Raw genomic sequence first — 23,401 nt, forward strand, 5'->3', positions numbered from 1 at the left:
ACCGCCCGCCCGAAGTAGCGAAGCGATGCGATCCCGCTGCGCTTCGGTGAGGGGCGGCGCTTCAGCCACCACGCGTCGCACGTGCTGTTCGAGCGTTGCGGCCGCGAGGTCGCGGCGCGCTTCAGTGTGATCTTTGTCTGGATGGTGCCGCACTGCGGCGGCGAGTCGCGCACGTTGAGCGAGTAAGGGATTCGACATGGGGAAGCTCCATCAGCGCAGGAGTTGCGCCACCCCGACAAGGTGCGGCAGGACTCCTGGCTGGTAATCGGCTTCCCAGGCTCACCGGCGTAGATGGAGATGCGCTATTGCTTCCAAGCTAGCATTGCTAGCCGCCAAGTACGTGGACGTGCACCTCGCGAGTTCGGTCGCGTCGCGCAGCCTCAGCTTCCTCGTAGGCACGCTCGACGCTCAACAGCAGATTGAGCCGCTTGCCATCGTGGAGGCAACGGTCGCAGGTGAATCGAAGCGGCTCCCGACCAGTGATCTCGCAGCCCTTCCGATGCTTATCAAGTACCAATGTCGTTCGCACCGGGTTGTCGAACTGCATGAGGTACCCGACTACATGGCGGGCTGGACACTCCAGCCGCACCTGGCCGTCTACGTAGTCGAAGACGTAACCGTGCTCAGCACGGAACCTCTGCGATCGGCGGCTCATGCCTTCCTCCACTTGATTTCGACGGTTTCGGGGCGGAAGGTGCGTGTGCCACGGCCGGGCAAGTGCAGCACCGGCGTCATCAGGGCGGAGATGATGCCGCGGCGTTGGGCAGTCGAAAGCCCGCCCCAAGTTTCACGGACGTCTTCCGCAGCGACGATCGCGAGCGGCGACGAGGATCCGGCAGCCGCGATCTGCGCCTCGATTTCGCCAAGCCGTTCCAGGACGCGAGTGTTGGCCGTTCGGAACTGCTCTCGTGTCATGGCACCGTCCGCGTAGTCGAGCGCGATGTCGTCGCGGCGCCGGCGCAGCGTGTCGGCCTCCGTCATCAACGCATCAGCATCGGGCAGATCGGCCGTCCACAATTCAGCCGCGTCGGGCTGAGTAAGCCGCGCCAGCACCAGCTCTGTCACGTACTCATCGACCGGATCGGACTTCCTCGCCACATGCGCGCCGCTCTTGCATCGATAGGTTCGGCCGCCTGGATTGGCGGCCGAACCTCGATGCACGGTCGCACCACAGACCCCACACACCGCGACGCCGGTCAGTAATCCCTTGCCGCCGATTGGTGCACGACGGCGCTCGGGGGCACACAAGATGCGCACTGCTGCCCGCCACGTCGCTTCATCAACGATGGCCGACCACTCCGCTGATCCGACAATGCCCAGTTCGGGGTTCTTGCGGATCGTCGCTCGATCCTCCTGCGCGCGATAGCGCCTCAGCCCGGCATGGCGCGGATTCGTCAGGACGTCCTTGACCGCGTGCCTGCTCCACCGCGAGGCGCCTTGCGTCGTAGCGATCCCCGACGCTTCCCACCGCCTCGCAATCTCAGCGAGCGACTCGCCGGCGAGCACATCCGCGAAGCCCTGTTTGATCAGCGCGGCCTCGTCCTCGCGCACAGTCACGCCGTCAGCCTCGAAACCGAACGCTCGGCGCCCACCTACCCACCGCCCCTGCTTCGCGGCCTGTATGGCCGCTGAGCGCTGCCGCGCGCTCTTGCGCTCCACCTCGCCCTGCGCCACCGACGACAGAATGCGAGCAACCAATCTGCCGCCGTCCGTTGACGTATCGACGCCATCGGCCGCAGTGACAATCGCTGTCTGCGTCTTCTGACACCGTTCGAGCACGCTCTCAAACTCGGCGAGCCGACGCAGTAGCCGGTCCATGTGGCGCGCCACGATCACGTCGAACTCGCCGCGATCGACTCCAGCCATCATCTCCTCGAACTGCGGTCGCGGCTTGCGGCTCAGCGCCGACACATCGTTGTCCACGAACTCCCGGGCGACCGTCCAACCGCGAGACTCGATCAAGCGCCGCACATCGTCGCGTTGGCGGTCGACGCCGAGTTGGTCTCCGCTTCTGTCCTGGCTCTGTCTGAGGTAGATCGCTGCGCGCACACTTGCATACTAGACGACCTCTGCTAGTTTGGTGGGCACGCGACGCGCAGCGTGCGGTCCATTCCGCGGACGCTGAGCGTGCCACGGTTGAGCGCCACCTCGAACGGTTTCATCACGGTCGGGGACAGCCGGAACTTGCGGCGCAGCAGGGAACCGCTGACTTCGACGTTGGTTCCGATGCCGTAGGGCCGCCACCGCTCGGCGGCGGCCGCTCGCGCTGTGGCCACCCGCTCGCGCACCACCTCGGTGGACTCGCCGTCCTTGGCCACGATCGCTCCCGCCCGCAATGAGTTCATGCGAACGTGCAGGTCCACGCGGTCGAGCAGCGGGCCGGAGAGCTTACCGAGGTAGCGGCGCTTCTCATGGCCGGTGCACACGCAGTCCCGAGGGTCGGGACGCGCGCATGGGCACGGGTTCGCGGCCAGCACCAGTTGAAACCGCGCCGGGTAGCGAGCGACACCGTCGCGGCGGGCGAGGCGAATCTCGCCGTCTTCCAACGGAGTCCGAAGCGCCTCGAGCACATTGCAGCCGATCTCGGCGCATTCATCGAGGAACAACACCCCGCGGTGCGCGCGGCTGACCGCGCCGGGCCGTGCCATCCCCGTACCGCCGCCGACCATCGCCGCCACGCTCGACGTGTGATGCGGCGCGACGAAGGGCGGCCGGGTGATCAACGGGGTCTTCTCCAACAGCATGCCGGCCACCGAGTGGATCGCCGTGACTTCCAGCGCCTCACTCTCCGCCAGCGCCGGCAGCAAACCCGGAAGACGTTGCGCCAGCATCGTTTTGCCCACCCCCGGCGGCCCGGTCAACATGAGGTGATGACCACCGGCTGCGGCGACCTCGACGGCGTATCGCGCCTGGGTCTGTCCGACCACATCGGCGAGATCGGATGTGCGTTCGGGTTGCGACGACGGCGATGCGATGCGGGATTCGAGTCGCCCTTTGCCTTTGATCCACGACTTCAGCTGACCGAGGGTGCGGACTCCCCATACTTCGATTTCGTCGACCAGGCTGGCTTCGGCGAGGTTCTCGGCGGGGACGACGGCCGCGGGCCAGCCCTCCCGCTTGGCGGCCAGCACCGCCGGCAGGATGCCCTTGACGGGCCGGACCCGTCCGTCGAGGGCCAACTCGCCGAGCAGTACGGTCTTCTCGAGCCGTGTCCACCGCTCCTTCACCTGCGCCGACAACACCGACAACGCCAGCGCCAGGTCGTAAACCGACCCGACTTTGGGCAGCGTCGCCGGCGAGAGCGCCAGCGTCAGCCGAGACTGCGGCCAGTCATCACTGCCGCAGTTGGTGATCGCGGCGCGGACCCGGTTGCGCGACTCCTGAAGGGCCGCGTCCGGCAGGCCAACCAGGTGCACACCCGGCAAACCGGACGCGATGTCGGCTTCGATCTCGACGATCTGACCGTCGAGCGCGGACACCGCGACCGAGTACGCGCGCCCCAACGCCATCTACCCCACCCCCTGGAGATGGGTGATCTCCGGTGTACGACGCCGGCCGATCCGCACCCCGACGACGTCGATGCGCACCTGCGACCAGCGGGTGTCCTGGGCCGCCAGCCACAACCCGGCGAGCCGGCGCAGCCGGCGCACTTTCTGCGGGGTGACGGCTTGTGCGATGCCGCCGAACTGATCGCTCGTGCGAGTCTTCACCTCGACGAACACCACGATGCGGGCCGTGTCGTCGACGGCGATGACATCCAGCTCGCCGTACCGGCACCGCCAGTTGCGGCCCAGCACCCGCAGCCCCAGCGAGCGCAGGTGATCGACCACGAGTTGCTCTCCGAGCGCGCCGATCTCGGCGCGGGTCAATGAAGTCATGCCGTCACCGTCGAGCAGGCGACCGACACCTCGACGGCGATCGGGCGGCGTTGCACCCAGTAATCCCCAACCAGCGATTCATCCACAGATCACGTCGGCGTTGTTTCGCCGGCGTCAAATCGGGGATACACGCCGGCATGACTGACAAGTCGTTACAAGGTGTTGCCGACCGGGCCACCGACAGTGATGCGTTCGAATACACCGCGCGGGCCGGTTTCGCGGTCAGCGGCGTGCTGCACCTGCTGGTCGGCTATCTGATCCTTCGTATCGCATTGGGCTCCGGCGGCAACGCCGATCAGTCCGGTGCCCTGGCGACGCTCGCCCAGCAGACCGGCGGCGTCGTGCTGTTGTGGGTCGTCGCCGTGGGGCTGTTTGCGCTCGGCCTGTGGCGGATCGCCGAAGCGATCGTGGGCGCCAGACCCGGAGAGGGGTCCGGGCCGCACAACGACGACACCCCGGCGTGGAAGCGAGCGAAATCGCTCGGCCTGGCGGCGGTCAACGTCGCCATCGCAGTCTCCGCCGCGCGCTTCGCCATCGGCAGTGGCCAGCAGAGCAGTCGGCAGAACGCCGGGCTCAGCGCGCAGATGATGCAGTCCGGGTGGGGCAAGGCTCTGCTGGTCGCGGTCGGGCTGGGGTTGATCGCCGTCGGGGGCTACCACGTCTACAAGGGCGTGACGAAGAAGTTCCGCAAAGACCTGCGCACCTCTGGCGGCACCGGCGTCACCGCCATCGGGGTGACGGGCTATATGGCCAAGGGTCTGGTCCTCGCGGGCGCGGGCGTGCTGGTGATCGTGGCGACGATGCACGCCGATCCCGCCAAGGCGAGCGGGCTCGACGCGGCGGTCAAGACGCTGGGGCAGGCCCCGTTCGGCAGGTTCCTTCTGGTGCTCGCCGCCGTCGGTATCGCCGCGTTCGGCGCCTACAACTTCGTGCGGGCCCGGCAGGGCAGGATGTAGCGCTCCACCCCAGTAGAGCGCCAGCCGAAAGCGACAGAGCAAGCAAGCCGAAGGGCAGAACCGGTATGTTCATTAGGTAACCCTCAAGTGCGGGCTGACCTGCGCGAACGGCGAAAGGATCCCCCGGATGCGACCACAGTGGAGGCGGATCGCCGCCGTCTTGTCGGCCCTCGCCGTGGCGGCCGCCGCCGGCTCGTGCTCGGATTCGGGTGACAGCGACGAACTGCTGGTCTACAACGCCCAGCACGAGTCGTTGACCAAGGAATGGATCGACGCGTTCACCGAGGAAACCGGAATCAAGGTCACCTACCGGCAGGGCGGTGACACCGAACTCGGCAATCAGCTTGTGGCCGAAGGGAAAGCATCGCCGGCCGACGTGTTCTTGACCGAGAACTCCCCGGCGATGGCGGCCGTCGAGCGTGCCGGGTTGTTCGCCGACCTCGAGCCCGAGGCCCTCAATCAGGTTCCGCCGCAGTACCGTCCGCCGACCGGCAAGTGGACCGGGGTGGCCGCGCGCAGCACTGTATTCGTCTACAACACGGACAGGTTGCAGCCCGATCAACTGGCGAAGTCGCTGCTGGACCTGCAGCGGCCCGAATGGAAGGACCGTTGGGGTGCACCGCCCACCAAGGCGGACTTCCAGGCGATCGTCTCGGCGCTGCTTCAGTTGCAGGGCGAGCCCGCGACGGCGCAGTGGCTGGCCGCGATGAAAGCCAACGCCAAGCTGTACAACGACAACATCGCCACTCTCAAGGCGGTCAACGCCGGCGAGGTCGACGGCGGTGTGATCTACCACTACTACTGGTTCCGCGATCAGGCCAAAACCAAAGAGATGAGCGGCAACACCGCGCTGCACTACTTCAAGAACGAAGATCCCGGCGCGTTCGTGAGCCTGTCCGGAGGCGGGGTGCTGGCCTCGAGCGACAAGATGGACCAGGCCCAGCAGTTCATCCGGTTCATCACCGGCAAAGCGGGCCAGGAGGTGCTCGAAAAAGGCACCTCGTTCGAATACCCCGTGGGCAGCGGTGTGCCGGCGAACCCCGCTCTGCCGCCGCTGAATACATTGCAGGCACCCGATGTCGATCCGTCGAAGCTGGATGCGCAGAAGGTGACCGACCTGATGACGAAGGCTGGCTTGCTGTAGGTGGTCGCCGCCGCCCCGCCCGTTCCACCTCCCGCGGCCCCGGTCACGCGGTCCGGTAAGGCGACCCGCCCCGGTCCCCTTGTGTCGGTCACCGTCGCCGTTCTGGTTGCGGCGACCTTCATTCCGCTGGGATACGTAGCGTCGGCGGCAGTTTCGGTCGGGTGGACACGAGCCTACGAGCTGATCGTGCGTCCGCACGTCGGCGAACTGCTCGTCAACACGATCGCCCTGGTTTGCATCACCGTTCCGCTGTGCGTGGTGATCGGCGTCGGGGTCGCCTGGCTGGTGGAGCGCACAGATGTGCCCGGCAGGGCGTTGTGGCGACCGTTGTTCGTTGCACCGCTTGCCATTCCGGCGTTCGTCAACAGCTACGCGTGGGTTTCGGTCATACCGTCGCTGCACGGATTGTGGGCCGGGGTGCTGGTCACCACGTTGTCCTACTTCCCGTTCATGTACCTGCCGGCCGCGGCGACATTGCGCAGGCTCGACCCGGCCCTCGAGGAATCGGCGCGGACATTGGGATCCGCCTCGATCGGGGTGTTCTTGCGAGTCGTGTTACCGCAGTTACGGTTGGCGATCCTGGGTGGTGCACTGCTGGTCGGTGTGCACCTGCTCGCGGAGTTCGGCGCATTCGCGATGGTGCGCTTCGACACGTTCACCGTCGCGATCTTCCAGCAGTTCCAGGCCACCTTCGACGGCGCGGCAGGCAGCATGCTCGCCGGCGTGCTCGTCCTGCTGTGTCTGGTGTTGCTCACCGCCGAGGCCGCGGCCCGAGGCGGCGCCCGTCTCGCCCGGATCGGGTCTGGCGCACCACGCGCAGCGATGCCGGTCCACCTGCGCCACAGCAGAATTCCAGCGCTCGCAGTGTTGCTGGCGGTGACTGTGCTCGCCATCGGCGTTCCGGTGTGGACCATCCTGCGCTGGTTGTGGCTCGGCGGTGCCGAGGTGTGGATCGTCGACGACATCGTGACCGCACTCGGACAGACCATCGGGTTGGCGACCGCTGCCGCGGTCCTGACGACCATCCTCGCGTTCCCGATCGCGTGGGTGGCGGTGCGCTCCAGCGGTTTCCTCGCGCGCGCCGTCGAGGGTGCCAACTACGTCACCAGTTCTCTGCCGGGCATCGTCACCGCGCTCGCGCTGGTGACCGTGACCATCCACTTCGCCCGTCCGCTCTATCAGAGCGTGGCGCTGATCGTGTTCGCCTATGTCCTGCTGTTCATGCCCCGCGCGCTGGTCAACGTCCGCGCCGGCCTCGCTCAGGTACCCACGAGCCTCGAGGAGGCGTCCCGGTCACTGGGTAGATCACCGACCGCGACGTTCTTCCGGGTGACGCTGCGCTTGACGGCGCCCGCGGCGGCGGCCGGCGCGTCGCTGGTATTCGTCGCCGTGGCAACGGAGTTGACCGCGACGCTGCTGCTCGCGCCGACCGGCACCCGCACGTTGTCGATGTTGTTCTGGTCGTTCTCCAGTGAACTCGACTACGCCGCGGCCGCGCCGTACGCGCTCGCGTTGGTGGTTCTCGCGATTCCGGTCACGCTGCTGCTGTACCGGCAGTCGACGAAGGCGGCGGCGCTGTGAGCATCCTTCAAACCCGGGGACTCGCCAAGTCGTTTCACGGCCACACCGTGCTGGACCACATCGACCTCGATCTGCACGAGGGCACCGTCACCGCAGTCGTCGGAGCATCCGGCTGCGGCAAGACCACGCTGCTGCGGTTGATCGCCGGCTTCGAGAATCCCGACGCAGGCACGGTCACCATCGCCGGGCGGCAGGTGGCCAGCCCCGCGGCCGCGGTGGCGCCGCACCGCCGTGCGGTCGGCTATGTCGCCCAGGACGGCGCACTGTTTCCCCACCTGACGGTCGGCCAGAACATCGCATACGGCCTGACCGGTTCGCTACGCCGCCCCGACGTTCGCAACCGGGTGGCCGAACTGCTCGAAACGGTTTCGCTCGACCCCTCCCACGCCGCGCGCCGACCCGATCAGCTGTCGGGAGGACAGCAGCAGCGCGTCGCCCTGGCCCGGGCGCTGGCCCGCAAACCGGTGGTGATGTTGCTCGACGAACCGTTCACCGCGCTCGACACCGGCTTACGCGCATCCACCCGAAAGGCCGTCGCGGGCCTGCTCACCGACGCCGGTGTCACCACGCTGCTGGTCACCCACGACCAGGAGGAGGCGCTGTCCATCGCCGACCAGGTCGCGGTGATGCGCGACGGGAGGTTCACCCAGGTCGGTCCGCCACAGCAGGTATACCGCGAGCCCAACGACCATTTCACCGCCGCCTTTCTCGGCGACTGCATCTCCCTGCCCTGCACCATCAGTGACGGCGTCGCCGATTGTGCGCTCGGGCGCATTCCCGTGCACGGCAGCGAGTCCCGTACGGCCGGCCCCGCAACCCTGCTGTTACGACCCGAACAACTTGTCGCAACGGTGGTTTCGGACACCGAACGGCTCCAAGGAGTCGGTACCGTCCTGGCCGTCGAGTTCCTCGGCCACGACGTGCTGCTGACCGTCGACCCCGCCGGGGACGCGGACCCGTTCATCGTGCGCCAGCACAGCCTCGATCCGCCCCCTGTCGACGCGAAGGTGCACATCGAGGTCATCGGCAGCGGAGTCGCGCTGTGACCGAACACCTCATCGACCACTTGCGAAGGTACGGCGAAACCGTCGCCGTCTACACCGATTCGCAGACGTTGTCCTATGCCGAACTGGCCGACCGGGTGCAGGCTGCTGCGGCGAATTTCGGCGACCGCCGTCGGCTGATTCTGCTCGAGGCCCGCAACGACGCTTTCACGCTCGTGCAGTATCTCGGCGCCCTGGCTCATCGCCATGTCGTGCTGCCTGTCCCCGCCGGCCGCGACCACGACACCGTACTGCAGACCTACGCCTTCGACTCGGTCGTCGCCAACGGTGTCGTCCACCACCGCCGCGCAGAGGGCACGCACCGATTGCACGACGACCTGGCCATGCTGATGTCGACGTCGGGCAGCACCGGCTCACCCAAGCTGGTGAGGCTTTCGCGCACCAACCTGATCTCCAATGCGCTCGCCATCTCCGGCTACCTCGGCATCGGCGAGTCTGACGTCGCCGCAACGACATTGCCGATGTCGTACTGCTACGGACTGTCGGTCATCAACAGCCATTTGATTTCTGGCGCCAGCCTCGTCCTCACCGACCACTCGGTCACCGACGAGCGGTTCTGGCAGTTGTTCCGCCGACACCGCGGAACCTCGTTCGCCGGCGTGCCCTACACATTCGAACTGCTCGAACGGATCTCGTTCGAGACAGTGGACCTGCCCGATCTGCGCTACGTCACGCAAGCCGGCGGGCGGATGCCGCCCGAGCGTATCCGTCGATTCGCCGAACGGGCCCGCGACGGCGGCTGGCAACTGTTCGTCATGTACGGGGCGACCGAAGCCACCGCGCGGATGGCCTACCTCCCACCGGAACTCGCGCTGTCACGCCCCGAGGCGATCGGTAACCCGATACCCGGCGGATCGTTCAGCATCGAACCCCTCGCGAATGGATCCGACGCAGCGGTCGGGGAACTGGTGTACCGCGGGCCCAACGTCATGATGGGCTACGCCCACGGACCGGCCGACCTCGCGCTCGGCAAGACCGTGGAGTCGCTGCGCACTGGCGACCTGGCCCGTCAGACCTCCGATGGGCTGTACGAGATCGTCGGGCGCACCAGCCGCTTCGTCAAGATGTACGGCCTACGCATCGATCTGCAGCGGGTCGAGTCCGCGCTGAGCGCCAAGGGAATCACCGCATTCTGCACCAACGACGACGACCGGCTGGTCGTCGCGGCGACGGGCGCGGTCGCCGGACACGACGCCCAGCACATCGCAGCCGAAGCCGCCGGTGTGCCGGCCTCGGCGGTGCGCGCCGTCACCGTCGACGAACTGCCGCTGCTGCCATCGGGCAAGCCGGACTATTCCGCGGTCCGCGACACCGCGCGCGAGCTTGACGAACGTGCCCCGGCGAACCTACGCGAACTGTTCGCCGACGTCCTGCAATTGGACCCGGCCGACATCGACCCGGGCGCGAGCTTTGTCGACCTGGGCGGCAACTCGTTGACCTACGTCGCGATGTCGGTGCGGTTGGAGCGCACGCTCGGTCAGCTGCCCGCCCAGTGGCAACAGCGGCCGATCCGGGAACTCGAGTCGGTCGCGAAGCCGGAAAGACGACGGCGGCGGTTGTGGACCGCGACGTTGGAAACCAGCGTCGCGTTGCGCGCCGCCGCGATCGTACTGATCGTCGGCTCGCACGCTGGATTGTTCGAGCTGTGGGGCGGCGCTCATCTGCTGCTCGGTATCGCGGGGTACAACTTCGGCCGATTCTGCCTGACGTCATTGCCGCGCACGGACCGGGTTCGCCATCTGCGCAACACCATCGGCTGGATCGCGGTGCCGTCGGCGCTGTGGGTCGTTCTCGCGCTGATGATGACCGACGACTACGCCTGGACCAACCTGCTGTTGGCCAACAAGATCCTGGGTCCGCACGACAGCATGACCGCGGGCCGGCTGTGGTTCGTCGAGGTGCTGGTGTGGACGCTGGTGGCGCTGGCGCTGCTGTTCTGGGTTCCAGCGATGGATCGCGTTGAGCGACAACGGCCGTTCGCCGTCGCGGTCGTGTTCCTGACGCTCGGCTTGGCGGTGCGCTACGACGTGCTCGGGCTCGACATGGGCCGCGAGGCATGGTTCACCATGCTCGCATTCTGGTTCTTCGCGATCGGGTGGGCGGCTTCGAAAGCCACCACGGCCGCTGCGCGTGCGCTGCTGACGGTGGTGCTGGCGGTCGCGCTGCAGGGCTATTTCGACAGCATGACGCGCGAGCTGCTGGTGTTCGGCGGTCTCGCGCTGATGATTTGGCTGCCGACGATCCGATGTCCAGCCGCGTTGACCGTCGTAGCCGGCGTCCTCGCCGAAGCGTCGCTCTACACCTACCTGGTGCACTATCAGGTGTACGCGCTGTTTGAGGGCTACCCCGCGATCGGGATGGCCGCATCACTCGCCGTCGGGATCCTGCTCACACACCTGTTGGCGATGCTGCGACGCCGCGTACGCAGCGGTTCGCCCGGCTCGATCAGGGTTGCCGTTCGGCGATAAGGCCTTCCTGCGCAAGGGTGGCGGCGACGACGCCGTCTGATCGAATCAGGCTGGCGGTCACCACGCCTCGTCCCCGCGCTGCGGCGGGCGAGGTCGATTCGAGCAGGTTCCACTGATCGGCGTACACCGGCCGGTGAAACCAGATCGATGAATCCGTTGTGCCGCTGCGGTGTGTCCGCGCCTGCATCGAGTGACCATGAACCTGCAGTGCGGGGTCGATCATGTAGACGTCGCAGACGTACACCGCGACCAGGGTGTGCATCAACGAGTCGTCGGGAAGCGGCACGGTCGCGCGCCACCACAGCCGGCGGACGAACTCGCCGGTCGACGTGTCGTCGGCGATTCTGATGTCGAGTTCCTCGAGCGGCATCGACGGCGCCGGACCGGCGGGGCCGGTCTTCGGCAGAGAATCAGGATCGTACGGCGCCGCGGGCCGCTGACCATGTTCCGGTCCGCGGGCAGGCAATGCGAACGACACGGTGGCCGTCGTCAACATCCTGCCCTGCTGATGGGATTCGATTCTGCGGGCCGACGACGTGCGGCCGTCGAAAACCCTTGTGACGCGGTACTCCACGGCCTCGCCGGCCTCACCCCCACGCAGGAACTGCAGGTGCATGTTGGTGGGCAACCGGCCGGTGTCGACGGTGCGGCATGCCGCAGCGAGGCTTTGCGCGACGAACTGCCCGCCGTAGGCCCGCTTTTCCGGCGGGCCGCTGGCCGGCCCGATCCAGGAATCGGTTTCGGAACCGGCCCGCAGGTTCAGCAGGGTGAGCAGGGCGCTCACTCGACACGTCCGGTCGCCACGGTGCCGGCCCGCACCAAGCGGTCGACCTCGTCGGCGGACATGCCCAGCCAGTCGTTGAGCACGCCGACGGTGTCGTCGCCCAGCGCGGGTGACGCGGTGGCGGGAGGGTAACGTCCGCCGATCGACATCGGCAGGCCCGGCGCAAGATAAGTGCCGATCCGCGGTTGATCCAGCGAGGTGAACAACGGGTTGGCAGTGACCTTGTCCTCGGTGGCCGCCTCGGCGAAGGTGCGGTACCGCTCCCACAACACCGACGTGGCCGACAGCGCCGCGGTGACCTCCTCGGCGGTGTGCATGCCGAACCACTCGCCGAACAACCCCGTCAACGCCTCCCGGTGCTCGAATCGCTGTCCTTCGTCGGTGAAGTCGGCGCCGAGCGTCTCAGCCAGCGCGGCAACGGCTTTCGATGTCCCGGTGAGCTCGGCGAGGTCGCGGAAGTGCCTGCCGGTGAGCGCGACGATCATGAACGAGACGCCGTCGCTGCTGAGGAAGTCCTGACCGTACTGGCCGTACACCGAGTTGCCGATGCGCTCACGCGCGGTGCCGTTGATCATCACCTCGGTGAGGAAGCCGAGGTTGCCCGCCGTGGCCAGAGCCACGTTCTCGAGCGGAATACTGATTCGCTGGCCTTGACCCGTCGCATCGCGTTGCCGCAGGGCGGTTACGACGGCCAGCGCCGTGTAGATTCCGCATGCGACATCCCAGGCGGGCAGCACGTGGTTGACGGGTGCGCCGAGTTCGGACGGACCGGTCACCATCGGAAAACCGATGCCCGCGTTGACCGTATAGTCGACCCCGGTGCCACCGTCAGCGCGCCCGGAAACCTCCACGTGTATCAGATCGGCCCGCAGCCTGCTCAGGGTGTCATACGAATGCCACTGGCGCCCAGCTACATTGGTGATCAGCACACCACTGCCCGCGATCAACCGTTGGACCAGGGCCTGGCCCTCTTCGGAGCGTACGTCGGCGGCCACCGATCGCTTGCCCTTGTTCAAGCCTGCCCAGTAGATGCTCTCGCCGCCGTCGGTGACCGGCCAGCGGCGGTAGTCGGCGGCCCCGCCGATCGGGTCGACGCGCGTCACCTCCGCCCCGAGTTGGGCCAATGTCATCCCGGCGAGCGGAACCGCGACGAAGCTGGAGATCTCGACGATGCGCACGCCGTCCAGTGGCCGCGTCGCCTCGGGTGTGTCGGTCATCGGGCACAGTGTAAGCAAGGGCTCGACCGGCGGCGATCACACCAGTTCGATGGCGTCGGCGATGGACGGCAGGACCCGGCTGGGCCGGAACGGATACCGCTCCACCTCCTCGACGGTCGTCGACCCGGTCAGCACCAGGATGGTCTCCAGGCCGGCCTCGATACCCGCAACCACGTCGGTGTCCATCCGGTCGCCCACCATCACCGTGCTTTCCGAATGTGCCTCGATGCGGTTGAGCGCGCTGCGGAACATCATCGGGTTCGGCTTGCCGACGAAATAGGGCTCGCGCCCCGTCGCCCTGGTGATCATCGCGGCGACCGAACCGGTGGCCGGAAGCGGCCCCTCGGCCGACGGTCCGGTCACATCGGGGTTCGTCGCGATGAACCGGGCGCCCCCGAGAATCAGCCGCACCGCCTTGGTGATCGCCTCGAAAGAGTAGGTGCGGGTTTCGCCGAGCACGACGAAGTCGGGGTCGATGTCGGTCAGCGTGTAACCCGCCTCGTGCAGGGCCGTGGTCAGCCCGGCCTCACCGATGACGTAGGCCGATCCGCCCGGTAGCTGGTCGTTGAGAAACGCCGACGTCGCCAGCGCCGATGTCCAGATCGACTCCACGGGCACGGTCAGGCCGCTGCGCCGCAGCCGCGCCGACAGGTCCCGCGGTGTGAAGATCGAGTTGTTGGTGAGCACCAGAAAGGGCCGCTGCCGGTCGACGAGTCGCTGCAGGAACTCGGCCGCGCCGGGCAGCGCATGCTCCTCACGGACGAGCACACCGTCCATGTCGGTGAGCCAGCACTTCGGGGTGTCGCGCACACCCCCAGTGTGTCAGCTCCGCGCTCGATCGTTAGCGCATCGGCAGGTCGGGCATGGCCACGTTGCAGCGATCGCGGAAGTCGGCTGCGGCCTGCCGAACGGCCCGCAGTTCGTCGCGGACCCGCGGGTTCGCGTCCATGTACGCGTGGATCTCCGCCGTCATCTGCTCCCGCGGCTTGCCTTTGAGTCCGGTGAAGAACGCGTTGACGTCCGGATGCGTGAACAGATACGACGATGTCCCCGCCGACACGCCGGCCATGACGCCGGCGAGATCGGCGGCCGTGCAGTTCGGCGGATCGGCGGCGGCGGTGGCCGCGGTGCCGAAGAACATCGCGCCGGCGGTCAGGGTTGCGCCAATTGCCTTTCGGGTCAACATATGGGACTCCTCACTCGGATAGTCGACGAGACTGCTTGAAGCTCAACGCGGTCCGCGGCCATCACCGCCGGGGCGGTCGGGTCGATCCGGACGATCGATGACGATGTCGATCCCCCAGTCATCGCTGCAATACCAGGGGTCTGCACAGTATCCCGGATAGACCGGTCCGGCTTGCGGTGCATCGGGGCCTCCGCCACGAACCGACCCCTGTGCACAGACCGTGGCGGCGCCTGCGTCCGTGCAGTCCGCCGCCGCCGTAGGTGAACCCACCACGACGGCGGCCGGCATCACCGCCGACAGCGCCAACACGACCGAACGGAGCGGATTGAGGTTCACGCGTGCCCCTCCTCGACCGACCGAAAATCTTCGTATGCCGGGAGGATACGGCCGCCGCTTTTCGTTTTCCGGCTATTCGAGCAAGTTGGGGTTACCCTTCCGAAAGTAGCGTGACAACAGCCTATCTGGGTTGGTTCGGCACACCGGGGAACAACTGCACGTCAGGTCCCGAGGTCACGTAACCCAACTGTTTCGTCAGAAGGTGTGGTGCGAAAACAGCGCCGTAGAGGACGTTTCCGACGACGATGACGGAAACGATGGAGACGACCGCGGCTTGGACCCGCGTCTTCGACACCTTGTCGGCGAACATCTCGATCACATTTCGCCCCTGCGAATCCGTGCGGCCGAGCAGGTAGGTGAACACCATCATCTGAATGCCCATCGCGATGGCGTCATAGATCGGGTACTGGTGCAGAGTCCCCTCGAACAGTCCGAGCCCGGGAATCACGTAGGCGTAGTAGAAGACGCCGAGCCGGGCGCCGAGGCCGGCATTGAACAGTAACGCCCAGCAGAACCCCACCGCGAAGCCGACGATCAGCAGCGTGATCGGCGCGCGCCATCGGAACCGCGCGCTCAGCCGTCGGCCGAGCGCGGCACCGACGACGGCTGGAATGCAGAAATAACCGATGTAGCCCAGCGGGACCGACGACGGCAGTCCACCCCAGGTCATGTTCAACGGCCACCAGGACGGCATGCGGGGAAGCGCGGGTGGGAACTGCGCGTACATCGCCCAGTCGTAGGGCGCCTCGATCCATGAGAACGAAATCGCCGAAATGCACAGCAGCAGTAACGGGTGCAGTCGGCCACGGCGAACGCTCAGATAGATTCCAGCGACGGTGAACCCGATGCCGCTGAGCCAGCCGAAAGCGTTCGCCGCTGCCAGTAGCGGCGTCAGCTCGGTGTTCATCGGTCGCGATCGTCGCCCGCGGCGCCGCGCGCTTCGGGATCGAAGTAGAAGACCAAGCCGAAGATCAGGACGATCAACCCGAACAGCGTTCCGAGCATGATGAGTTGGCCCACGGCCACACCCCTTCCGTACGACTGGTAATAGTGCACACTATTACAGTGGCGAGGTCAAGGACCGCTATCGTGATCACCGATGCCCCAGCGAGGTTCGCCCAAAAAGTCGGCCCGGTCAGCCGCGTCGTCGGCGGCCGTACGCCGGCCCCGTGGCGAGGCGCGCCGGCTCCTGCTCGACGCCGCCCGTGAACTGTTCGCTCGCCGGGACTACCGGGCCACGACGACCCGTGAGATCGCCGAGGCCGCCGGCGTGACCGAGTATCTTCTGTTCCGCCACTTCGGTTCCAAGGCCGGCCTGTTCCGCGAAGCGCTCGTGCTGCCCTTCACCGACTTCGTCGCCGACTTCGGCAAGACGTGGCAGGCCGTCGATCCCGAGGCGACCGACGAAGAGGAACTGTCCCGGCAGTTCGTCGGGCGCCTCTACGACGTTCTCGTCGACCACAAGGGTCTCTTGCTCACCCTCGTCGCATCCGACGGCCTCAGTGAGGAGGAGATCGAGAGTGCCGGCATCGCCGACATCAGGCGAGCGCTCGCCTTGCTCGGCCAGATCAGCGCAGAGGGTATGCACCTTCGCGGACTGCACTCGGGTCAACCGGATCTGCCGGCGCACTCGACCGTGGCGATGATCGTCGGGATGGTGGCGTTGCGGTCGACGTTCTTCGGGACCAAGCCGCCGGCGCGGGAGGCGATCGTCGACGAACTCGTCCAGGCGATCCTGCACGGCTTCCTGCACCGACCGTAGCTTTCGCTCCGCCTAACCGCCGGGACCGTTGGGCCACTTCAGAAGTGACCCCGCGTCGACGCGGATCTGCTGACCGGTTATGTAACGGCTGTCGTCACTGGCGAGGAACACGCCGAGATTCGCCATGTCTTCCGGTTCGATATACGGAATCGGCATGGCCTGGAAGATCGAGAACAGCGGTTCGGCCTCCTCACGCGTCGGCTTCTTGCCTTCGGCGATGAGGTCGGGCCGGAAGACTCCGTACATGCCTTCGTTCTGAAGCAGATGTGTGTTGCAGTTCGTCGGATGGATGGCGTTGACGCGGATCATCCTCGGCGCCAGGTGCAGACTCATCTCCTCGACGTACTCGATCACGACGCGCTTGCTCCACCCGTAACCGGCACCGCCGGGCCCCATGTCCGGGCTTGTGGTGGTGCCGCGGATCATGCCCGCCGTGGATCCCGTCACGATGATCGATGCACCGTCGGGTAGATGCGGGATGGCCACCGCAACCGTGTTCATCACGCCCACCAGATCGACATCGGACGCGTCGACGAACCCCATGGGATCCGGATTTCCCATGGCCATCGGCAGAATGCCCGCATTCGCCACGACGATGTCAATCTTGCCGAGGTCGGCGACGCCTGCCTCGACGGCATCGCGCAGTTCGTGGCGCTCACGAACGTCGGCGACCCGGGCCACCACGCGTCTTCCTGTCCCCTTCACCGAGCGTTCCGTCTCGGCGAGATCCTCCGGTGTCGCCAACGGGTATGGGTTGGACGGAATGTCGCGGCAGATGTCGACCGCGATGATGTCGGCGCCCTCCTTCGCCATCGCGATCGCGTGCGCGCGGCCTTGACCACGCGCCGCACCCGTGATGAAAGCCACCTTGCCGTCGAGCTTTCCAGCCATTTCGCGCTCCTTTTCGCCCAGTTCAGGCGATCGGTGTGAAGGTGATGTGCAGTTCGCTGAGGCCACGCATGATGAACGTCGGCTCGTAGGTGTACCTGCGGTTTCCCGGGGGTCCGTGGTGCTCGGCGGAGATCGTGATATCGCTCATCCGGTCGAGGATCCTGTTCAACGAGATCCGTCCTTCGGCGCGAGCCAGCGGCGCCCCGGGGCAGCTGTGCACCCCCCGGATGAACGCGATCTGCTCGCGCACATTGGCGCGGTCGGCTCGGAAAGTATTGGGCTCGGGGAACTTCCGTTCATCTCGGTTGCAGGCCCCCGGCAGCAGCATGACCGTCGTCCCCGCAGGCACCTCGACATCGCCGACCTTCGTCGTCGTGCGCGCCATCCGGAAGTGCGACTTCACCGGGCTTTCCATCCGCAGCGTCTCTTCCAGGAAGGCCGGAATCTTGCTGCGGTCGTCACGTAGTTCCGTCTCGAATCCATCGTTGTCGCCGATGAATCGGACCGCCGAGCTGACCAGCTTCGTCGTTGTCTCGGTGCCTGCAGCGAACAGAAAGGTCGACAGATTCATGACATCCTCGATGTCGGGTGTCGACCCGTCTTCGTGCCTGGCCTGTGCGAGTTCGGTCAGCACGTCCTCGCGCGGTGAGCGTCTGCGGTCTTCGATGTAGGCGTAGAACTTCTCGTTGAGCCACTGCAGCGGATTGTGGGACGTGGGCGCTTCCTTGCCCAACTCACCGACGGTCTCGAGCGCGAACACCGCCTTGAACTCGTCGTGGTCCTCCGGGGGCACACCGAGCAGGTCGGCGATGACCAGCAGGGAGAACGGCTTTGCGTAATCGCCGAGGAACTCACAGCCGCCCTTCTCGATGAACGTGTCCAGTTGCCGATCGGCCAGCCGCCACATGAAGTCCTCGTTCTCCTTGAGGCGCTTCGGGGTGATCAGCTTGTTCAGCAAGCCGCGAGTTCGGGTGTGCAGCGGTGGATCCTGTGACGTGATGTGTTCGGCCATCGGAACGGCGTCGCGATGCTTCTCGATCAGCTCCGTGACGTCGTCGGTCTCGCCAGGCCCGAAGGGCATACCGGAGAACGGCCCGGCGACCGACACGCACGACGAGAACGACGGGTCTCGGTAGACAGCCAGGGCCTCGTCATAGCCGGTGACGGCCAGCACATTGAACGGGGTGGTCCTGGCCACCGGACATTTCGACCGCAGGTGGTCGAAGTAGGGGTACGGGTCGGGCACAAGTGATTCGTCGGTGAAGAAGTCCACCGTCTCGAAGTCGGTCACGAAGTGCTCCTCACCGGTGTCGAATCGCCGGCTCGGCCGGCCGGTGTCGAATCGCCGGCTCGGCCGGCCGGTGTCGAATCGCCGGCTCGGCCGGCCGGGTCGAAAACAACCGGAACGGACGTCGGCGAGCGGAACGCCTGACCGCGGATGTACGGGTCTTCGGCGTCGGGGTCCAATCGCAGATTCGGCAGGCGATCGAACAGCAGGTTCAGCGCCACGCGCATCTCGAGCCGGGCCAAATGCATGCCGAGGCAGACGTGAACGCCGTGGCCCCAGCCGATGTTGGCCTTCGCCTCCCGAAAGATGTCGAACCGGTCGGGATCGGGGAAGCGTTCCTCCTGCCGGTTCGCGGCGCCGAGCACCGGCATGACCGACGACCCTTCGGGAATCTGTACGCCGCCCAGTTCGGTGTCGCGGTTTGCCACCCGGGTGATCATGATCAGCGGAGGCTCCCACCGGACGCCTTCTTCGATCGCCTGCGGAATCAGTGAGCGATCGTTGCGGACGGCCTCGAGCTGATCGGGGTTGGACAGCAGGGCGAACAGGAGGTTACCCAGTGACCGATAGGTCGTCTCGACACCGGCGGGCAGCAGCAGGCGTAGGAACGAGAAGATCTCCTCGTCGCTGAGTTTCTCGCCGTCGATCTCCGCGGCCGCCAGCCCGCTGATCAGGTCGTCGCGCGGGTCCTCGCGGCGCGCGGCGAGGATCGGGGCGAAGTACTCTGCCAGCGCTTGCGAGGCTTCGCGGCCACGTTCGGGATTCACGGTGAACGACAGCAGCGAGATCGACCACTTCTGGAACTGCGCGTAGTCCTTCTGGGGAAGGCCGAGCAGGCCGGCGATGATCAGCGTCGGATACGGGAAGGTGAATTCCTTGACCAGGTCCGCGCTGCCCCGGTCCGCGAAGCGGTCGATCAGCGCGTTGCCGATCGCGGTGACCAGCTGGTCTTCCCAGCGGGCCAACGCCTTCTGGGAGAACGCTTTTGCCACCAGCGCTCGGTGCCTGCCGTGTTCGGGTTCGTCCATGCCGAGCATCACAAACTTGCCGAAAACGTCGCCGAACGCCTGAATGATGATGGAGGACGAGAACGTCTCGTTGTCCCGAAGCATCTGCTGGGCCTCTTCATAGCGGTACACCATGACGATGGGCTTGCCCTCTTGCCCCGGGATCCCGGGGATCTCGATCTTCTGGATCGGCTCTTCCCGGCGCAGCCTCGCGAGTTCGGTGTACGGGTCGCGGACATCGCCGGACACGAAGTCGTCGAACTCCCCGAAGTCCTCGAGGTCATCGAATAGCTGTTGCACGAAATCCTCCTTCGGGCCTTGGTTCCTCGCGCGAGCGCTCGTCAGCAGGCGGGGTAAGCGACGGACTTGATCTCGGTGTACTGGTCGAATCCAGCGACGCCGTTCTGCCGGCCGACGCCGCTCGCCTTGTATCCGCCGAATGGGGTGTCGGCGCCGTATCCGGCTGTGCCGTTCAAACCGATGAAACCTGCGCGTAGCCGCTTCGCCACGGAAAGCGCCCGGTCCACAGTGCCCGCCATGACGTTGCCGGCCAGACCGTACGGGCTGTCGTTGGCGATGCGCACCGCATCGTCCTCGTCGTCGTACGGGATCACCGATAGCACGGGCCCGAAAATTTCCTCCTGAGCGATGGTCATCGAATTGTCGATATCGACGAAAAGCGTTGGCTTGACGAAGAATCCCTTCTCCATGCCCTCGGGAGCCTCGGCGCCGCCGACCAGCAGGGTCGCCCCTTCGTCGATCCCCTTCTGGATGTAGCCCCGTATACGGCTGCGTTGTTTGTCGGAGATGACGGGGCCGCACAGGGTCGCCGGATCCTGTGGATCGCCGGCCGCGACACCTTCGTAGATGCCTCTGAGGATCTCGACGCCCTCGTCGTATCGGCTCCGCGGGAGAAGCAAACGGGTCGGGTTGGCACACCCCTGGCCGGCGTGCATACACGGGGCGATGCCCATCATGCAGCCGAACGCGAAATCAGCGTCCTCCAGAACGATGGTCGCGGACTTGCCGCCGAGTTCGAGGAACAGGCGCTTCATCGTCGCGGCGCCCTTTTCCATGATCCGCTGTCCGACCACCGTCGATCCGGTGAACGAGATCAGGTCGACCTTCGGCGACAGCGTGAGTTCCTCACCGACGAAATGATCCGAAGCGGTGACGACGTTGACGACACCCGCTGGGATGTCGGTGTTCTCGGCGATCAGCCGGCCCAGCCGGGTGGCGTTGTACGGCGTGTTCGGTGCCGGCTTGAGAACGACGGTGCACCCTGTTCCCAACGCCTGGCCGATCTTCTGGATGGTCACCTCGAACGGGAAGTTCCACGGCACGATCGCCCCGACGACACCGACGGGCTCGCGCCATACCTTGCGGGTGGTGTTGACTCCGGTGACCGACACGACGGCGTCGCCGAGCGAGGTTTCCCACGGGTACTCGTCGATCAGCTTGGCGGGGTATCTCAGCGCGTCCGAAAGCGGTGCGTCCAGCGCAGGACCGTGGGTGATGGCTCGTGGGCACCCGACCTCGAGAATGAGCTCCTCGCGCAACTCCTCCCGTTCGGCTTCCAGCGCCTCCTGCAATTGCAGCAGGCACCGTTGCCGGAACGCATGATTGCTGGCCCAGTCCGTCTCGTCGAACGCACGTCGGGCCGCGTCGATCGCGCGGTGCATATCGGCCTTCGACGCGTCGGCCACTTCGCCGAGCACTTCCTCAGTCGCGGGGTTGATGTTGGTGAAGGTGCCCGCGCGTCCATCGACGAGCTTGCCGTCGATCATCATCTTCGTTTCGAAACGGACTGCTGGTGTGTCAGCCACCGGTGCTGCCTCCTGGCCGTAGTGCGCCGAACCGCGGGATGCCCATCATCAGCCGGGTCATCTGATGTAACCCGGCCGAAGGGAGTATTCGGTTGGCGATCAGTAGCATTCGTGCGTCAGGCCCGACTGCCGTCTTGACGAACGGTTTCCTGCTGTCGAGCGCCTTCGCCAGGCCCGCGGCGAACTTGTCCGGAGACCGGGCGGCCATCCGCATCGCGGCGCGGCCCCGCTTGTCCATGGTCTGATGGTGACGGGCGTACGGGCCGTCGAGGTCACGACAGTCGGTGGTGCCCGCGTCGGTGATGATCTCGGTGTCGTAGGTGCCCGTGACGATGATCGTCACACCGATGCCGAACGGTGCCACCTCTCCCGCCATCGACTCGCCCCACCTCTCGAGGGCGCCCTTGACCGCGGAATACGGTGCAGTCGCGGGCATTCCGCGCACGCCGCCCTGACTGGACACCAGCACGATTCGTCCGGCCCCGGCCGCCCGCATCGACGGCAGCAGCTCCTTGGTCAACAGCACGGGCCCGAAGATGTTGGTCGCGAACATCCGCTGCCACAGGTCGGGCGGCGTCTCCTCGACCATGCCCGCCGCGGAAATCCCCGCGTTGTGCACCAAAGCGTACGGCGCTCCGACGGCTTCCTGGATGTCCGCCGCGGCCGCGGTGATCGATGCCGGCACGGTGAGGTCCACCGGAACACAGACCAGCCGGGGATCGTCCTCACCTGCGCCGGTCGCCTCGCGAAGCGCCTTGATGCCGGTGTCGGCCGATCGCATTGCGGCGACGACACGCCACCCCTGCCGGTAGAGGTGCGTCGCCGACGCGAAGCCAAGACCCCTCGACGCGCCGGTGATGACGACGCTGCGCGGTTCAGCCATTGGGGGCATCCGGTGCGCAGCGGTCACTCTTGGACCCCAACTCGACATCGGGCCTGCCGTCGGGTTGCATACTCATCCACGTCGACCAGATGCCCACCGAGTATGGGCCCGGATGTCCGTTCTCCTCGTAGAAGCCCTGTGGGTCATACACTTTGGCTTCCGGGTACGGCCACGGGCAGGCCACTGAGGTTGCGGTCCTGGTCCATTTGATGATCGCAAAGCCGGTGCCGTAGGCGAAGTACGCAAGGTTGATGATCACGAACATCACCACGAACATGCCCAGTGCCGGCCGACCGACAAAAATCCGCGCGCGCTGCGCCAACTTCTCGGCGACGGTGCGGCCCGTGTCGTCGCGGTAGAGCAGCACGCCGGCCGGGATCATCACGAACGTGACCATCACCGATTCCCAGATGAGCGGGAACTGGTATGTCTCGCCGACGAATATCGAACCGAACGGAATCACCTGGGAGTAGATGTAGAAGCCGGTCCGCACCAAGGTGACCTCGAGCATCATGTCGATCAGGAACCCGATCGGCAGGATCAGCAACGCCATGCTGATCAACGGATGACGCCAGACGAACGCCGTCGGCGGTCGCTTGGCCTGCAGCCTGCGAAGGATCCAGTTGGCCGGGAAGTACGGCCCGAGATAGAACATGATGTAGCCGATCACCAGGAACGGTTCCACCGTCGGCGAGATCGACACCAGCGGCCAGTCTTCGGGCCAGTGCCACAACTCAGGGTTGTACACCGCGAACGGCGACCAGTTCATGATCGGGTCCTGCCAGACGATCAACGTCGTGACGATGCCCATCAGCAGCACGGGGTGGGCGCCGTAACGGCGCCAAGCCACCACGTACACGACGATGATGATCGACATCGAGATGATCGTGAAGATCTGGAACAGGTCGAGCCAGTTGTCATAGCCGAAAAGGGGCTCGACCGGGCGCGGCGCCCCTTCGACGGCGGGGTTGCGAATCCGGGGTGACACCGCGCCTTGGCGCGCGTTGACCGCGATCAGGACAAGCAGTACGAGGGCGACGGCGATCCACACCGCCGCCTGCCACGAGCCGCGTTTCTCTTCAGCGGCAGGTCTTTCCGGCGCCGGCGTTGCTTCCTGCGTTGCCATCGAC

At 66.2% G+C, this 23,401-nt stretch carries 19 protein-coding genes and 2 pseudogenes; 6 read left to right on the forward strand and 15 right to left on the reverse strand.

What is annotated here, in order from left to right:
- Positions 1 to 651: 651 nt before the first annotated feature.
- From AU187_RS11915 to AU187_RS11925, 3 genes and pseudogenes are all read right to left on the reverse strand, one after another.
- The gene (locus tag AU187_RS11915; protein WP_059166736.1) at positions 652 to 2,049 is read right to left on the reverse strand and encodes a recombinase family protein; all 1,398 of its coding nucleotides are present in this window, start codon (positions 2,047 to 2,049) and stop codon (positions 652 to 654) included.
- A gap of 38 nt (positions 2,050 to 2,087) precedes the next feature.
- Positions 2,088 to 3,509, reverse strand: a pseudogene (locus AU187_RS11920) (YifB family Mg chelatase-like AAA ATPase); the annotation flags it as partial.
- On the reverse strand, positions 3,510 to 3,878 hold the full coding sequence (locus AU187_RS11925; RefSeq protein ID WP_059166737.1) for a YraN family protein: 369 nt from the start codon (positions 3,876 to 3,878) through the stop codon (positions 3,510 to 3,512).
- Positions 3,879 to 4,015: 137 nt separating this feature from the next.
- Between AU187_RS11925 and AU187_RS11930 the strand changes: the two genes are divergently transcribed.
- From AU187_RS11930 to AU187_RS11950, 5 genes are all read left to right on the forward strand, one after another.
- Complete coding sequence (locus AU187_RS11930) at positions 4,016 to 4,834, forward strand: DUF1206 domain-containing protein (protein WP_059166738.1); 819 nt, start codon at positions 4,016 to 4,018, stop codon at positions 4,832 to 4,834.
- Between the two features lie 127 nt (positions 4,835 to 4,961).
- Entirely contained in the window at positions 4,962 to 5,978 is a 1,017-nt protein-coding gene (locus AU187_RS11935; protein WP_059166739.1) for an iron ABC transporter substrate-binding protein, read from the forward strand.
- Positions 5,979 to 7,559, forward strand: coding sequence for an ABC transporter permease (locus AU187_RS11940; RefSeq protein WP_059166740.1), 1,581 nt, complete (start codon positions 5,979 to 5,981; stop codon positions 7,557 to 7,559).
- A complete protein-coding gene (locus AU187_RS11945; RefSeq protein ID WP_059166741.1) occupies positions 7,556 to 8,605 on the forward strand; it encodes an ABC transporter ATP-binding protein in 1,050 nt (349 codons plus the stop codon). The genes AU187_RS11940 and AU187_RS11945 overlap by 4 nt, the downstream gene beginning before the upstream one ends.
- Complete coding sequence (locus tag AU187_RS11950) at positions 8,602 to 11,091, forward strand: AMP-binding protein (RefSeq protein ID WP_059166742.1); 2,490 nt, start codon at positions 8,602 to 8,604, stop codon at positions 11,089 to 11,091. Before AU187_RS11945 ends, AU187_RS11950 begins: the two co-directional genes overlap by 4 nt.
- On the opposite strand, the gene AU187_RS11955 is transcribed toward AU187_RS11950, so the two are convergent.
- The 6 genes from AU187_RS11955 to AU187_RS11980 all read right to left on the reverse strand — a co-directional run bounded on the left by AU187_RS11955 (position 11,069) and on the right by AU187_RS11980 (position 15,521).
- On the reverse strand, positions 11,069 to 11,875 hold the full coding sequence (locus AU187_RS11955) for an acyl-CoA thioesterase (RefSeq protein ID WP_059166743.1): 807 nt from the start codon (positions 11,873 to 11,875) through the stop codon (positions 11,069 to 11,071). The genes AU187_RS11950 and AU187_RS11955 overlap by 23 nt on opposite strands.
- Entirely contained in the window at positions 11,872 to 13,092 is a 1,221-nt protein-coding gene (locus AU187_RS11960) for a CoA transferase (RefSeq protein WP_059166744.1), read from the reverse strand. The genes AU187_RS11955 and AU187_RS11960 overlap by 4 nt, the downstream gene beginning before the upstream one ends.
- Positions 13,093 to 13,128: 36 nt before the next feature.
- Positions 13,129 to 13,869, reverse strand: coding sequence for an HAD-IIA family hydrolase (locus AU187_RS11965; RefSeq protein WP_502687754.1), 741 nt, complete (start codon positions 13,867 to 13,869; stop codon positions 13,129 to 13,131).
- A gap of 64 nt (positions 13,870 to 13,933) precedes the next feature.
- Positions 13,934 to 14,278, reverse strand: coding sequence for a heme-binding protein (locus tag AU187_RS11970; RefSeq protein WP_059166745.1), 345 nt, complete (start codon positions 14,276 to 14,278; stop codon positions 13,934 to 13,936).
- Between the two features lie 42 nt (positions 14,279 to 14,320).
- Entirely contained in the window at positions 14,321 to 14,614 is a 294-nt protein-coding gene (locus tag AU187_RS11975) for a hypothetical protein (RefSeq protein WP_502687748.1), read from the reverse strand.
- 121 nt (positions 14,615 to 14,735) lie between these two features.
- Positions 14,736 to 15,521, reverse strand: a complete 786-nt coding sequence (locus tag AU187_RS11980; protein WP_059099664.1) for a spirocyclase AveC family protein — start codon at positions 15,519 to 15,521, stop codon at positions 14,736 to 14,738.
- Between the two features lie 192 nt (positions 15,522 to 15,713).
- On the opposite strand from AU187_RS11980, the gene AU187_RS11985 reads away from it, so the two are divergent.
- Positions 15,714 to 16,376, forward strand: coding sequence for a TetR/AcrR family transcriptional regulator (locus AU187_RS11985; protein ID WP_059166746.1), 663 nt, complete (start codon positions 15,714 to 15,716; stop codon positions 16,374 to 16,376).
- A 12-nt stretch (positions 16,377 to 16,388) separates the two neighbouring features.
- On the opposite strand, the gene AU187_RS11990 is transcribed toward AU187_RS11985, so the two are convergent.
- From AU187_RS11990 to AU187_RS12015, 6 genes and pseudogenes are all read right to left on the reverse strand, one after another.
- Positions 16,389 to 17,267, reverse strand: a complete 879-nt coding sequence (locus AU187_RS11990) for a mycofactocin-coupled SDR family oxidoreductase (protein WP_059100108.1) — start codon at positions 17,265 to 17,267, stop codon at positions 16,389 to 16,391.
- A gap of 22 nt (positions 17,268 to 17,289) precedes the next feature.
- Positions 17,290 to 18,558 carry a cytochrome P450 gene (locus tag AU187_RS11995; RefSeq protein WP_059166747.1) on the reverse strand — a complete coding sequence of 423 codons (1,269 nt, stop codon included), beginning with the start codon at positions 18,556 to 18,558 and terminating at the stop codon, positions 17,290 to 17,292.
- Between the two features lie 95 nt (positions 18,559 to 18,653).
- Positions 18,654 to 19,862, reverse strand: a pseudogene (locus tag AU187_RS12000) (cytochrome P450); the annotation flags it as partial.
- A gap of 41 nt (positions 19,863 to 19,903) precedes the next feature.
- A complete protein-coding gene (locus tag AU187_RS12005) occupies positions 19,904 to 21,352 on the reverse strand; it encodes an aldehyde dehydrogenase family protein (RefSeq protein ID WP_059166748.1) in 1,449 nt (482 codons plus the stop codon).
- A gap of 28 nt (positions 21,353 to 21,380) precedes the next feature.
- Positions 21,381 to 22,271, reverse strand: coding sequence for an SDR family oxidoreductase (locus AU187_RS12010; RefSeq protein WP_059166749.1), 891 nt, complete (start codon positions 22,269 to 22,271; stop codon positions 21,381 to 21,383).
- The gene (locus AU187_RS12015; protein ID WP_059166750.1) at positions 22,264 to 23,397 is read right to left on the reverse strand and encodes a spirocyclase AveC family protein; all 1,134 of its coding nucleotides are present in this window, start codon (positions 23,395 to 23,397) and stop codon (positions 22,264 to 22,266) included. The genes AU187_RS12010 and AU187_RS12015 overlap by 8 nt, the downstream gene beginning before the upstream one ends.
- Between the last annotated feature and the right edge of the window lie 4 nt (positions 23,398 to 23,401).

Origin of the sequence: Mycobacterium sp. IS-1556, assembly GCF_001499985.1 — a bacterium.
GTDB lineage: Bacteria > Actinomycetota > Actinomycetes > Mycobacteriales > Mycobacteriaceae > Mycobacterium.

Excerpts from the sequence above, each read along its gene's own strand:
- AU187_RS11925 (WP_059166737.1), bottom strand. The coding sequence starts at position 3,878 with ATGACTTCATTGACCCGCGCCGAGATCGGCGCGCTCGGAGAGCAACTC.
- AU187_RS11930 (WP_059166738.1), top strand. The coding sequence starts at position 4,016 with ATGACTGACAAGTCGTTACAAGGTGTTGCCGACCGGGCCACCGACAGT.
- AU187_RS11935 (WP_059166739.1), top strand. The coding sequence starts at position 4,962 with ATGCGACCACAGTGGAGGCGGATCGCCGCCGTCTTGTCGGCCCTCGCC.
- AU187_RS11960 (WP_059166744.1), bottom strand. The coding sequence starts at position 13,092 with ATGACCGACACACCCGAGGCGACGCGGCCACTGGACGGCGTGCGCATC.
- AU187_RS11965 (WP_502687754.1), bottom strand. The coding sequence starts at position 13,869 with ATGGACGGTGTGCTCGTCCGTGAGGAGCATGCGCTGCCCGGCGCGGCC.
- AU187_RS11970 (WP_059166745.1), bottom strand. The coding sequence starts at position 14,278 with ATGTTGACCCGAAAGGCAATTGGCGCAACCCTGACCGCCGGCGCGATG.
- AU187_RS11980 (WP_059099664.1), bottom strand. The coding sequence starts at position 15,521 with ATGAACACCGAGCTGACGCCGCTACTGGCAGCGGCGAACGCTTTCGGC.
- AU187_RS11985 (WP_059166746.1), top strand. The coding sequence starts at position 15,714 with ATGCCCCAGCGAGGTTCGCCCAAAAAGTCGGCCCGGTCAGCCGCGTCG.
- AU187_RS11990 (WP_059100108.1), bottom strand. The coding sequence starts at position 17,267 with ATGGCTGGAAAGCTCGACGGCAAGGTGGCTTTCATCACGGGTGCGGCG.
- AU187_RS12005 (WP_059166748.1), bottom strand. The coding sequence starts at position 21,352 with ATGATGATCGACGGCAAGCTCGTCGATGGACGCGCGGGCACCTTCACC.
- AU187_RS12010 (WP_059166749.1), bottom strand. The coding sequence starts at position 22,271 with ATGGCTGAACCGCGCAGCGTCGTCATCACCGGCGCGTCGAGGGGTCTT.
- AU187_RS12015 (WP_059166750.1), bottom strand. The coding sequence starts at position 23,397 with ATGGCAACGCAGGAAGCAACGCCGGCGCCGGAAAGACCTGCCGCTGAA.